The sequence below is a fragment of the Microbacterium sp. NPDC055455 genome, from assembly GCF_053619935.1.
This window is the reverse complement of record NZ_JBSHLB010000001.1, coordinates 602,864-614,592: the sequence shown is the minus strand read 5'-3', so window position 1 is coordinate 614,592 and position 11,729 is coordinate 602,864. Positions and strand designations below refer to the sequence as shown.

Genomic DNA, 11,729 nt, shown 5'->3' with positions numbered 1-11,729 from the left:
CCGCTGACGTGCCGGCGACGAATCCGGGACGGATCGGTGAACGTGGAGGGATCGGGCGCCTTGGACATCCCTCTCCGCAGTGCCTAGCGTGAGTCCATGAAGACCATCCGACTCACCGGCATCGACCGCCCGGCACCCGACGTGGTGCTGGGGCTCATGCGCATCCAGGACCTCGACGACGACGCCGTCCGCACCCTCGTGCGCGCCGCCCGCGATGCGGGCATCGACTTCTTCGACCACGCCGACGTCTACGGCCGCGACATGCACGGCTGCGAACGCCGCTTCGCCGAGGCGATGCGGCTCTCGCCGTCGGAGCGCGAGCAGATCACGATCCAGACGAAGGCGGGCATCGTCCGCGAGGGGCCGTACTTCGACTTCTCGTACGAGCACCTCATCGAGGCCGTGGAGGGATCGCTGCGTGCGCTCGAGACCGACTACATCGACATCCTGCTGCTTCACCGGCCGGACGCCCTCGTCGAGCCGGACGAGGTGGCGCGCGCCTTCGATGAGCTCGAGGCCGCCGGAAAGGTGCGCGCCTTTGGCGTCTCGAACCACACGCCGCGTCAGATCGACCTGCTCAAGAAGTCGGTGCGGCAGCAGCTCGTCGCCAACCAGATCCAGCTGTCGATCACCCATGCGCCGTCGATCGCGCAGGGCGTGGCCGCCAACATGCAGGGCGAGCAGCAGTCGGTCACGCTCGACAGCGGCGGCATCATCGACTACTGCCGGCTGCACGACATCGCGATCCAGGCGTGGTCGCCGTTCCAGGCCGGGTTCTTCAACGGCGTCTTCCTGGGCTCTCCCGACTACGCCGATCTGAACGCCGTGATCGATCGGCTGGCCGCGGCGTACGACGTGCCGCCGATCGCCATCGCGGTGGCCTGGATCACACGTCACCCGGCGGCGATGCAGGTCGTGCTCGGCACGACGACGCCCGAGCGCGTGAGCGGTGCCGCGCAGGGATCCGACGTCGCCCTCACCCGTGCCGAGTGGTACGAGCTGTTCCGCGCGGCGGGCTACCGCGTGCCCTGAGCCCACGACGCCGGGCCCTGAGCCCACCTGTCGTGAGCCCCCGGGGTGACACGACGATGCCCCGGGGATCCAAGGGATCCCGGGGCACCGGAGGGGCAGGTCACCGATCGCCGGTGAACGCGTCCTTCACGTCGTCGCCGGCCTTCTTCATCTTGGCGCTGAACTGCTCGCCCTGGCCTTCGCGTTCGAGGCGCTCGTTGTCCGTCGCGTCTCCGACGGCCTCCTTGGCCTTGCCCTTCAGGTCTTCTGCGTTGTGCTTCATGTCATCTCCGACGCCCATGGGCATCTCCTTTCCTTGTGGGTTCAGTCCCTTGCGGGTCGAGGTCGTCGCCCGGCGGCGACGTCAGTAGCGTTCTCCGGCGAGTCCGACGCGGTCGACGCGACGGTGGTACCGCATGCCGGCCATGCCGCCCAGCACCGCTCCGGCGAGGGCGATGACGGCGGCGCCGACGGCGGTGAGGATGCCGGTGAGGGTGGCGGCGTCGGCGCTGACCGGGATGCGCGGGAAGATGTCGACGTTCGCGAGGATGTCCCACTGGCTGCCGGCGATCGCGGTGATGAGGGCGATGAGGATCGCGATGACGATCGCCCACAGCCAGACGGCGAGACCCTGCTTGGCACCGCTGAAGCGCGCCATGCGCCCGGCGACATATCCGCCGGCGAAGTAGGCGACGAAGAGCACGAGGGCGATCGCGATGGCGCCGATGACGGTGGCGCCGCCGAGGTTCTCGCTCGCCGCTTCGGCCGCGTCCTCCACGACCTCCGGGGCGGTGAGGCCCGTCGCAGCGCCGATCGCCGCGACGACGGCGGTCAGGAGCACGAGTGCTCCGAGGGCGGTGAGCCACCCGAAGAACGCGGAGCCGAACTTCATTCCGCCGAAGCGCTCCTTCTCGCGCTGGACGACGGTGTCGTGCAGCGACCCCTCGCGGGCATCGGCGACACCGTCGCGGTCCCGGTCCACAGCCTGCGCGCGTACCGGCTCCCGATCGTCGCGGACGCCGTTGCCGTTCGCGTCGCTCCCCTGGTAGAGGGGGCGAGTGCGATCGTCGCCCGGATCACGCGGCGTTGCTGCGGTCGACCCGGGCGGAACGGTGTTCCGGTTCGGGTCCCGAGGATTGTCGGTGCTCATGCTGCGAACGTATGCCGCCGACCCGGTGCGACTCAGCCGGTTGCCAACTGCGCGCGCGAGGCGTAGCCTATGCGGCCCTCGCGCAGGGGCCGTGGCCGGGCGCCGTCGGCGCGGAGCAGAATGGGCGGATGGACGCACCCTCCCCGCTCGCACGCACCGAGATGCCGCCGCCCACGTACGTCATGTCGGCGGAGGGATACCGGGTCGCGACGTACACCTGGGGTGAGCCGGATGCCGAGACCGTCCTGTGCGTCCACGGCTTCGCATCGAGCTGCCGCGACAACTGGGTCGAGACCGGCTGGGTGCGCGCGCTCACCCGCGCGGGCTACCGGGTCGTCGGCGTGGACCAGCGCGGGCACGGCGCGAGCGACAAGCCGCACGACCCGCTCGCCTACTCGATGTCCGCGTTCGTGGCCGACCTCGTCGCCGTGCTCGACACCTACCTCGTCGACGGCGCCCGCTACGTGGGCTACTCACTGGGAGCGCGCGTCGGCTGGCAGCTGGCCGTCGACGCGCCCGAGCACGTGAGCCGCGCCGTGCTCGGCGGCATCCCCGACGGCCGACCGCTGGGCCGGCTGCGGATCGAGCAGGCGCGCGCGTATGCCGAGCACGGCATACCGGTCGAGGATCCGGTGACCCAGAACTACGTGCGGCTGGCCGAGCGGGTGCGCGACAACGACCTGCGCGCCCTGATCGCGCTCGCCGAGGGCATGCGATTCGGCGACGCGGACCCGGATCCCGAGCGGCCGCCGCAGCAGCAGGTGCTGTTCGCGACCGGGTCCGAGGACGCCATCCTGCAGCGTTCCCGGGCGCTGGCGTCGACGGCGCCGCACGGGACGTTCGTCGAGATCCCGGGGCGGCACCACTTCAACACGCCGGGGTCCCGGGTGTTCCGAGAGGCGGCACTGGACTTCCTCTCTCCGTGAGCGGAGGACGCCGGCGGGCCCTGAGTCAGGCGACGGCCTGCGTCACGAGGTCGGTGATCCTCTTCTCCACGGCCGGTGTCCACGCGAGCACCGCGAAGCCCACGGGCCACATGTCGCCGTCGTCCAGGCGAGACGGCTCGTCGAAGTTGATCGTGGCGTAGCGCGTCTTGAACTTCGACGCCGGCTGGATGAACACCACCACCTTGCCGTCGGCATCGGCGAAGGCGGGGAACCCGTAGAACGTCTTGGGCACGAGGTCGGGCGCAGTCTCGGAGACGACCTTGTAGAAGCCCTCGGCCAGGACCCTGTCGGTGCCCTCGAGCTTGCCGATCGCCTCGAGCACCTGCTTCGTGCCCGCTTCCCGGCTCTTTCCGGCCTTCGCCTGGGCGCGCAGCTCCTTCGCGCGGTCCTTGACGGCTTCCCGCTCTTCCTGAGTCAGTCCGTCGGACGATGTCTTCCCGGCCATCTTTTTCTCCTTCATGTTCGTGGGGCAGCTTCGCGGCTCGTGATCCTCACGCTATGACGGGTGCCACCGCCCGCGCTTCTCCATTCCTGCCCGATCGGCCGAGTGTTGAACAGCGGGCGCTGCGCCCCTACCGTGAGGTGTCGACCCGAACCCAGGAGCACTCCCATGACCGCGCCCGCCGACATGCACCGGATCTCACCCGACACCACGCGCACCGTCGACGACGTGCTCGACTACGCCCGGCGGCGCGCGCTGTACCAGGACATTCCGCTGGACAAGCCCATGACACCGCGGGAGCTGCAGCGCCTGGCGTCCGGCTCGATCACCCCCGACGGGATCGGCGCGCGCCGCGCGATCGCCCTCTTCGAGAACGTCCTGGCGCCGGCGTGCGTGTCCACGGATCACCCCGGCTACCTCTCGTTCATCCCGTCGGCGCCGAGCAAGGCGTCGCTGGCCTTCGACCTCGTGGTGTCGGCATCCGCCATCTACGGAGGTTCGTGGATGGAGGGCGCCGGAGCCGTCTACGCCGAGAACGAGGTGCTGCACTGGCTCGCGCGGGAGTTCGGGCTCCCCGAGACCGCGGGCGGCGTGTTCGTGCAGGGCGGCACCGTCGGCAACCTCTCGGCACTGGTGACGGCGCGGGATGCCGCGCGCCGGCGACTCGTGGACGAGGGGCGCCCCGCGCCCACGAGGTGGGTCGTCGTGTGCAGTGCCGAGGCGCACTCCTCGATCGCCTCGGCGGCGGCGGTCATGGACGTCGACATCGCGCCCGCCGCGGTCGACTCGGACGGACGCCTGCGCGCCGACGCGGTCGCGCGGGCGCTGGATGCCCACGGGGACGCCGTCTTCGCGGTCGTCGCGACCGCCGGCACGACCAACTTCGGGATCGTCGACGACATCGCCGGCGTCGGCGCGGTCGCGAAGGAGCGCGGCGTCTGGTTCCACGTCGACGGCGCGTACGGTCTCGCAGCGATGCTCGTGGAGCGCATGCGGCCGGCGTTCGCGGGCGTCGAGCTGGCCGACTCGGTCATCGTCGATCCGCACAAGTGGCTGTTCGCGCCGTTCGACGCGTGCGCCCTCATCTACCGCGAGCCGGCGCTGGCGCTCTCGGCCCACACGCAGAAGGCCGAATACCTCGACACGCTCACCGGCAAGCCGGACTGGAACCCGTCCGACCTCGCCGTCCAGCTCACCCGTCGGGCCCGAGGGCTGCCGCTGTGGTTCTCCCTCGCCACGCACGGCACCGCGCTGTACCGCGCCGCGATCGAGTACGGCATCGACCTCGCGCGGCGCATCGCCGACGAGATCGAGGGGCGCGACGGGCTCTCGCTCGTGCGCGATCCGCAGCTGTCGGTCGTGGTGTTCCGCCGGGACGGATGGTCGCTCGCGGACTACGCGGCGTGGTCGGAGCACCTCCTCGAGGAGCAGCTGGCCTTCGTGGTGCCGAGCTCCCACGCCGGCGAGCCGGTGCTGCGCTTCGCGATCATCTCGCCGCTGACGACGTTCGAGCTGCTCACCGAGATCCTCGACACGCTCGCGTGAGGCGCGGCCGCCCGCCCGCGCCCCGGATGCCTCCCGCCGGGAGCCACGTAGACTGGGTGCATCCGTTCTCGCTTCTGAGAACCCGCCGCCTCGCAGGATCACCGTGACCTCAGCCGATTCCCGCACGTTCGCCGTGCGGCACGTGCAGCTCGCACGTGCCGCCTTCGCGGCGCTCGCGGCGCTCATGATCACGTTCTCGCCCGACCACTCCGCCGGCGTCGGCGGCGCGGTCTTCAGCGGCTTCGCGATCGCCACCGGCCTGGTGCTCCTCGTCTCGGTCTGGCTCGTCTACCCCGCCGGACGCCGCTGGCCTGCCGCCGCGCTCGGCGGTGCGACGATCGTGGCCGGCATGGCCGCCGGCCTCTATCCGCTGCGCACCCCGACGGGCTTCTTCGCCATCGTCATCGTCTGGGCCCTCGTCAGCGGGGCGCTCGAGATCATCGCCGGCTGGCGCGGACTCACCGCGCGCGGCGAGCGGCGCGAGATCGCCCCCGGAGTCGCCGATGCCCGCCCCGCCGCCCCGGTCGGGCCGCGCTCGGAGAGCCGCGACGCCGTCGTCGTCGGAGCCGTCACCGTCCTGCTCGGCGCGGCCATGCTGTTCGTCCAGCCCGCGTACGCCCTGGACTACACGATCGAAGAGGCCCGCGCCACGTACACCCTCACCGGCGTGACGATCGGAGTGGGGCTTTTCGGCGCCTACGCCGCGATCGTCGCCGTCTACCTCGGGATCGCCGGGTTCTCCCCGCGCGCCGCAGCACCCGTCATCGCGGATGAGCCCGTATCCGCCGCCCCGACCCCGCAGAAGGACTCCGCGTGAGCCACGAAAGCCCCACCCGCCGCGACCTCATGAAGCCCCTCCAGCTGCTGGGGCTCGCCTTCGCGGCCGCGCTCTTCGCGGGCGTCGTGACGCTCGTGTCGATGGGCTTCTTCCAGCAGCGCACCGCCGAAGAGGCGCAGGCCGCCGTGATGACGGCGCTCGTCATCGCGGGCGTGAGCTTCATCGCCGTGCTGCTCATCGTCTCGCTCCTGCTGCTGGCCGTCGACCCCGCCCAGGTCACGAAGACGATCGACAAGCCCGTCCTGTTCGACGACGACACCGCCGACGGCGAGCAGGGGCAGAAACCGGATGCCGCGGCATCCGGCGATCCGAAGCCCTGACGACGCCCCTGCCCCGGGCCGCGGTCAGCGCAGCTCGTCGACCAGCCGCGAGGCCAGACCGTCGTAGGTCGACGGCGTGAGCGCGAGGAGGCGCTCCTTCGCCTCGTCGCCGATGTCGAGGCCGCGGACGAACTCCGCGAGCTCGGGGGCGCCCACGCGGCGGCCGCGGGTGAGGTCCTTCAGGAGGGCGTAGGGGTCGCTGATCTGCGAGCGGCCCGCCGCGATCTCGGCGCGCACGACCGTCTGGATCGCCTCGGCGAGCACCTCCCAGTTCGCGTCGAGGTCGGCCCGCAGCACGTCCTCGGCGAGCGAGATCTCCTTGAGGCCGCGCTGCAGGTTGTCCAGCGCGAGCAGCGAGTGACCGAGGGCGACGCCGATGTTGCGCTGCGTCGTGGAGTCGGTGAGATCGCGCTGCAGGCGGCTCGTGACGAGCGTCTGGGAGAGGGTCGACAGCAGCCCGCCCGAGATCTCGAGGTTCGCCTCGGCGTTCTCGAATCGGATGGGGTTGATCTTGTGCGGCATCGTCGAGGACCCGGTCGCACCGGCGACGGGGATCTGGGTGAAGTACCCGATCGAGATGTACGTCCAGATGTCGGTGGCGAGGTTGTGCAGGATGCCGCCCGCGTGACGGACGCGGTCGTACAGCTCGACCTGCCAGTCGTGCGACTCGATCTGGGTCGTCAGGATGTTGAAGTCCAGCCCCAGGCCCTCGATGAAGGCCCGGGAGACCTCCGGCCAGTCCACGTCGGGAGCGGCCGAGAGGTGGGCCGACCACGTGCCCGTGGCGCCGGAGAACTTCGCGAGGTACTCGCCGCCGTCGATCTGGTCGGCGACGCGGGCGAGGCGCCAGGCGAACACGCCCAGCTCCTTGCCCATGGTCGAGGGGGTCGCCGGCTGGCCGTGCGTGCGCGAGAGCATCGCGGCGTCGCGGTGCCGCACGGCGAGCTCGGTGAGGGCGGCGATGACCTCGCGCAGCTTCGGCAGCCACACGCGCTGCACCGCGCGCTGCACCGTGAGCGCGTAGGAGGTCGAGTTGATGTCCTCACTCGTGCACGCGAAGTGGGTGAGCTCGGCGATGCCGTCGAGGCCCAGCGCCGACAGGCGGTCACGCACCAGGTACTCGATCGCCTTGACGTCGTGGCGGGTCACCGCCTCCTTCTCGGCGAGCCAGTCGATCTCGGCCTGGCCGAACTCGAGGTACAGGGCGCGCAGCCGGGCCTTGTCGCCGTCGGCGAGCGGAGAGGTGCCGAACAGCGAGCGGTCGGTGAGGGCGATCAGCCACTCCACCTCGACCTCGACGCGGGCGCGGTTGAGTCCCGCCTCGGAAAGGTACTCGCCGAGCTCGCCGACCGCGGGCCGGTATCGGCCGTCGAGGGGGCTCAGGGGCTGGGGCGGCAGAGAGGTCACGGTGGCTCCCGTCGATCACGTCGAAGGCGACCTTGCGCCGGCGTCAGGGCGCCGGGCGGATCGCGGGTTCGAGTTGCCGGAAGAGCGCCCGGCTCGCACTCTCGATCATACCGAGCACCTCGTCGAACATTCCGGGCCCGGCATAGTACGGGTCCGGCACGTCGAGGGTCGGGGCGGCCGCGTCGAACGACATCAGCAGCGCGATCTTGTCGGCGTCGGCCTCGCTGCGCGCCCAGCCCCGCAGGATGCGCTCGTGGCTGCGGTCGAGAGCGACGATGAGGTCGCTGCGCGTGAAGTCGCCGTGGGTGAACTGCCGGGCGCGGTGGTGCGTGCCGTCGTAGCCCGCGCGGTGGAGCGCGTCGATCGTCCGCTGATCGGCGCGCTCGCCGACATGCCAGTCGCCCGTGCCGGCGCTCGTCGAGGCCACCCGGGACCCGAAGCCCGAGGCATCCGCGTATCCCCGGAAGACCACCTCCGCCATCGGAGAGCGGCAGATGTTGCCGGTGCATACGAAGACGACGCGGAAGGGCGCCACGTCGCTCGCGGTCATGGGTTCCATTCTGGACCGAGCCGACACCGAACGTTAAGGATCTCTCCTTCCGGACTCTTCCCGTGAGGGATGCCCCTCGCCTAGCTTTGCAGTCAACGGGCGGGCGACCGGCCTGCCCGCGTTCTCATGCGCGGCCACCAGACCGCGCGATGCCCGTGGAGGTTCCGTGTCCCCATCACCCCGCAGACTCCCCGCCGCGCTCGCGGCCGCCGCGCTGGCAGCGACAGGCATCGTGGCCTTCGCCGCGCCCGCCGCCGCGGCAGACGGAGACCTGCTGATCAGCGAATACGTCGAAGGATCGTCCAACAACAAGGCCATCGAGATCTACAACCCGTCGGACGCCGCGGTGGATCTCGAGGCCGCCGGCTACCAGCTACGGCAGTACTCGAACGGCGGTGCGACCGCCGGCCTCACGATCAACCTGATCGGGACCGTCGCGCCCGGCGACGTGTTCGTGCTGGCGCACGGCGCCGCCGCTGAGGCGGTCCGCAACGCCGCCGACCAGCTCACCGGCACCACGACGGGCCTCTTCAACGGCAACGACGCGCTGGCGCTGGTCAAGGGCGGTTCCGCGGTCGACGTCTTCGGACAGATCGGCCTCGACCCCGGCGTCGCGGGCTGGGGCGCGGGAACATCCACCGCGACGACCAACAACACCCTGCGCCGCAGCGCGGATGTCTGCGTCGGCGACCCGGACGGCGGCGACGCGTTCGACCCCTCCGCCGGGTGGACCGGCCATGGTCAGGACGCTTTCGACGGTCTCGGCAGCCACACCGCGAACTGCGGCGGTGAGCCTCCCGCCGCGCGCGTGGTGATCAACGAGTTCTCAGCCGACACCACGGGCGCGGCCGACGTCGAGTACGTCGAGCTGCTCGCGAGCCCCGCGACGGCCGACCTGTCGGCGTACCGCGTGCTCGAGATCGAGGGCGACTTCAGCGGGACGGCGACCGGCACGGTCGACGAGGTCATCTCGTTCCCGGCGGCCGACGCGTCGGGGCGCAGCCTCGCAACGCTCGCCGGCGGCGCGCTGGAGAACGGCACGGTCAGCCTCCTGCTGGTGATCGGCACCTTCCCCGCCGTCGGGACCGACATCGACACCGATGACGACGGCGTCATCGACGACGGCCTCGGCTTCACCGTGGTGGACGCCGTCGCGGTGAAGGACGCCGACACGGACCTCGCATACGGCGGCGTCGTGCTCGGCGTCTCGTACGACGGCCTTGCATTCGATCCGGGCGGCGCCTCCCGCATCCCGGACGGCACCGACACGAACGCGCCGGCCGACTGGGTGCGCAACGACTTCGACCTCGCCGGGTACCAGGGCACGGCCGGCACCCCCGTCTTCGGGGAGGCGTTCAACACCCCGGGTGCCGCCAACGGAGCCGTTCCGCCACCCCCGCCGATCGAAGCGGGCTGCGACCTGGAGCTGGTCCCCATCGGATCGGTCCAGGGTGCGGGCGCGGCCTCCGAGCGCGACGGCGACAGCCTGCGCGTGACGGGCACTGTCGTCGGCGACTTCCAGACGGGCGGCTTCGACGGGTTCTACGTCCAGGACGCGGGCGACGACCTCGCCGACACTTCGGACGGGATCTTCGTGTACTTCCCCGGCGGGCCCGAGGTCTCGGTCGGCGACGTGGTCAACGTGGCGGGCGAGGTCGACGAGTTCTTCGGCCTCACGCAGATCAAGGCCGTCGACCTGGAGGTCTGCGCGACCGGTCAGACGCTGCCCGAGGCCGTCGAGCTGACGCTGCCGGCGACCCCGGAGCAGCGCGAGGCGCTCGAGGGCATGTACGTGACCCTGCCGCAGCAGCTGGCGATCGGCGAGACCTTCGACTTCGGGCGCTTCGGCACGATCAGCCTGACGCTCGGCCGCCAGTATCAGCCGACCGGGCTCTACGACGCGGGCTCGGCGGACGCGATCGCGCTCGCCGCGAAGAACGCCGCCGAGAGCATCGGCGTGGACGACGGTCGCAGCATCCAGAATCCCGACCCGGCGATCCACCCGAACGGCGAGGAGTTCACCCTGGCGAACACCTTCCGCAGCGGCGACCTCGTCGAGAACACCACCGGCGTCCTCGACTACCGCTTCGACACGTGGGGCGTGCAGGCGACGCAGGGCGCCGACTTCGAGGTCGGCAACCCGCGTCCCGAGGCGCCGGAGGTCGGCGGCGAGCTGAAGATCGCGAGCTTCAACGTGCTCAACTACTTCACGACGCTCACGGGCTCCGATGCGCGCGGCGCGAACGACCCGGTGGAGTTCGAGCGGCAGGAGGCGAAGATCGTCACGGCGCTGGCCGAGATCGACGCCGACGTCTTCGGACTCATCGAGATCGAGAACAACGGCACGGCGGTCGCGACCCTCACCGAGGCCCTCAACGAGCGCATCGGCGAGGACGTCTACGACTATGTCGACACCGGCGTGATCGGGGACGACGTCATCACCACGGCGCTCATCTACAAGCCCGCGTCGGTCACGCCCGACGGCGAGCACCAGCTGATGGACCAGTCCGTCGACGCGCGCTGGCTGGACGAGTACAACCGTCCGGGCCTGACGCAGACCTTCGTGGACGCCGAGGGTGCGAAGGTCACCGTCGTGGTCAACCACCTGAAGTCCAAGGGCTCCGACTGCAACGACGTCGGCGATCCGACGGACCCGAACGGACAGGGCAACTGCAACGGCGTGCGCACCCAGGCGGCGGCGGCGCTCGCCGACTGGCTCGCGACCGACCCGACGGGTGCCGGCGCCGGGCGCGAGCTCATCATCGGCGACCTGAACGCCTACGCCCAGGAGGACCCCATCCAGGTGCTCACGCAGGCCGGGTACACCGACCTGCTGGCGGAGTTCCAGGGGACGGATGCCTACTCGTACGTGTTCGACGGGCAGCTCGGCTACCTCGACTACGCGCTGGCGGGTCAGGACGTGCTGGACGAGGTCACCGGGGCGGCGACGTGGAACGTCAACGCCGATGAGGCGAGCCTCATCGACTACGACATGACGTTCAAGGCGGACGCGCAGGACGCCATCTACGCGCCGGACGCCTACCGGTCGAGCGATCACGACCCCGTGATCGTCGGCCTCTCCCTGACGCCCCCGGACGTGACGCCGCCCACCATCGACGTCGAGGCCGACCCGTCGTTCATCCTGGCGCCGAACAACAAGATGCGCACCATCGAGTTCGACGTCGACGCCGCCGATGATCGCGGCGACGTCACGGTGGAGCTCACCGCGGTGACCGCGACGGGCTCCGACCGGGCCGAGTGGGAGATCACGGGCGATCGCACCGTCGAGGTCAAGGCGGTCAACGGCACCGTCTACGAGTTCACCTGGACGGCGACGGATGCCGCGGGCAACACCACGACCGACACCGCCATCGTGGTCGTGGGCCTGAAGGGCCTCCTTCCGCAGCGGTGACCCCGTCGCGGGGATGCCACCCCGCGTGCGCGACCGGGAGGGGCGTCGTCCGTCGGGACGGCGCCCCTCCTCCCCATCCGGTGAGAGGGCCGCGCTCTGCACGGATC

General features: G+C 70.9%; 11 protein-coding genes. 6 read left to right on the top strand and 5 right to left on the bottom strand.

Annotation, left to right across the window (positions count from 1 at the left end):
* Positions 1 to 96 precede the first annotated feature (96 nt).
* Positions 97 to 1,032, top strand: a complete 936-nt coding sequence (locus ACWGUG_RS02690) for an aldo/keto reductase (protein ID WP_336394077.1) — start codon at positions 97 to 99, stop codon at positions 1,030 to 1,032.
* A gap of 100 nt (positions 1,033 to 1,132) precedes the next feature.
* On the opposite strand, the gene ACWGUG_RS02685 is transcribed toward ACWGUG_RS02690, so the two are convergent.
* Together ACWGUG_RS02685 and ACWGUG_RS02680 are read right to left on the bottom strand one after the other, a co-directional pair.
* Positions 1,133 to 1,312, bottom strand: a complete 180-nt coding sequence (locus ACWGUG_RS02685; protein ID WP_336394078.1) for a CsbD family protein — start codon at positions 1,310 to 1,312, stop codon at positions 1,133 to 1,135.
* A gap of 63 nt (positions 1,313 to 1,375) precedes the next feature.
* Complete coding sequence (locus ACWGUG_RS02680; RefSeq protein WP_452323759.1) at positions 1,376 to 2,161, bottom strand: hypothetical protein; 786 nt, start codon at positions 2,159 to 2,161, stop codon at positions 1,376 to 1,378.
* Between the two features lie 128 nt (positions 2,162 to 2,289).
* Here ACWGUG_RS02680 and ACWGUG_RS02675 point away from each other — a divergent pair, with 128 nt between their 5' ends.
* On the top strand, positions 2,290 to 3,087 hold the full coding sequence (locus ACWGUG_RS02675; RefSeq protein WP_452323758.1) for an alpha/beta fold hydrolase: 798 nt from the start codon (positions 2,290 to 2,292) through the stop codon (positions 3,085 to 3,087).
* A 25-nt stretch (positions 3,088 to 3,112) separates the two neighbouring features.
* Here the strand turns inward: ACWGUG_RS02675 and ACWGUG_RS02670 are convergent, their stop codons facing one another.
* Positions 3,113 to 3,553, bottom strand: coding sequence for a hypothetical protein (locus ACWGUG_RS02670; protein WP_336394081.1), 441 nt, complete (start codon positions 3,551 to 3,553; stop codon positions 3,113 to 3,115).
* Between the two features lie 165 nt (positions 3,554 to 3,718).
* On the opposite strand from ACWGUG_RS02670, the gene ACWGUG_RS02665 reads away from it, so the two are divergent.
* The 3 genes from ACWGUG_RS02665 (at position 3,719) to ACWGUG_RS02655 (ending at position 6,253) form a co-directional block, all read left to right on the top strand.
* Positions 3,719 to 5,095, top strand: a complete 1,377-nt coding sequence (locus tag ACWGUG_RS02665; protein WP_452323757.1) for a pyridoxal phosphate-dependent decarboxylase family protein — start codon at positions 3,719 to 3,721, stop codon at positions 5,093 to 5,095.
* Positions 5,096 to 5,198: 103 nt separating this feature from the next.
* The gene (locus tag ACWGUG_RS02660; protein ID WP_336394083.1) at positions 5,199 to 5,912 is read left to right on the top strand and encodes an acyl-CoA synthetase; all 714 of its coding nucleotides are present in this window, start codon (positions 5,199 to 5,201) and stop codon (positions 5,910 to 5,912) included.
* Positions 5,909 to 6,253: an amino acid transporter gene (locus ACWGUG_RS02655; protein WP_336394084.1), complete on the top strand. Its 345-nt coding sequence runs from the start codon at positions 5,909 to 5,911 to the stop codon at positions 6,251 to 6,253. Before ACWGUG_RS02660 ends, ACWGUG_RS02655 begins: the two co-directional genes overlap by 4 nt.
* Positions 6,254 to 6,277: 24 nt before the next feature.
* On the opposite strand, the gene purB is transcribed toward ACWGUG_RS02655, so the two are convergent.
* Together purB and ACWGUG_RS02645 are read right to left on the bottom strand one after the other, a co-directional pair.
* Entirely contained in the window at positions 6,278 to 7,660 is a 1,383-nt protein-coding gene (gene purB, locus ACWGUG_RS02650; RefSeq protein WP_452323756.1) for an adenylosuccinate lyase, read from the bottom strand.
* A gap of 43 nt (positions 7,661 to 7,703) precedes the next feature.
* Positions 7,704 to 8,210, bottom strand: a complete 507-nt coding sequence (locus ACWGUG_RS02645) for a low molecular weight protein-tyrosine-phosphatase (protein WP_336394086.1) — start codon at positions 8,208 to 8,210, stop codon at positions 7,704 to 7,706.
* 166 nt (positions 8,211 to 8,376) lie between these two features.
* On the opposite strand from ACWGUG_RS02645, the gene ACWGUG_RS02640 reads away from it, so the two are divergent.
* The gene (locus ACWGUG_RS02640; protein WP_452323755.1) at positions 8,377 to 11,622 is read left to right on the top strand and encodes an ExeM/NucH family extracellular endonuclease; all 3,246 of its coding nucleotides are present in this window, start codon (positions 8,377 to 8,379) and stop codon (positions 11,620 to 11,622) included.
* Positions 11,623 to 11,729 lie beyond the last annotated feature (107 nt).

Bases quoted from the DNA above. Each gene is read 5' to 3' on its own strand.
- ACWGUG_RS02690 (WP_336394077.1), top strand. From the start codon at position 97: ATGAAGACCATCCGACTCACCGGCATCGACCGCCCGGCACCCGACGTG.
- ACWGUG_RS02685 (WP_336394078.1), bottom strand. From the start codon at position 1,312: ATGGGCGTCGGAGATGACATGAAGCACAACGCAGAAGACCTGAAGGGC.
- ACWGUG_RS02680 (WP_452323759.1), bottom strand. From the start codon at position 2,161: ATGAGCACCGACAATCCTCGGGACCCGAACCGGAACACCGTTCCGCCC.
- ACWGUG_RS02675 (WP_452323758.1), top strand. From the start codon at position 2,290: ATGGACGCACCCTCCCCGCTCGCACGCACCGAGATGCCGCCGCCCACG.
- ACWGUG_RS02670 (WP_336394081.1), bottom strand. From the start codon at position 3,553: ATGGCCGGGAAGACATCGTCCGACGGACTGACTCAGGAAGAGCGGGAA.
- ACWGUG_RS02665 (WP_452323757.1), top strand. From the start codon at position 3,719: ATGACCGCGCCCGCCGACATGCACCGGATCTCACCCGACACCACGCGC.
- ACWGUG_RS02645 (WP_336394086.1), bottom strand. From the start codon at position 8,210: ATGACCGCGAGCGACGTGGCGCCCTTCCGCGTCGTCTTCGTATGCACC.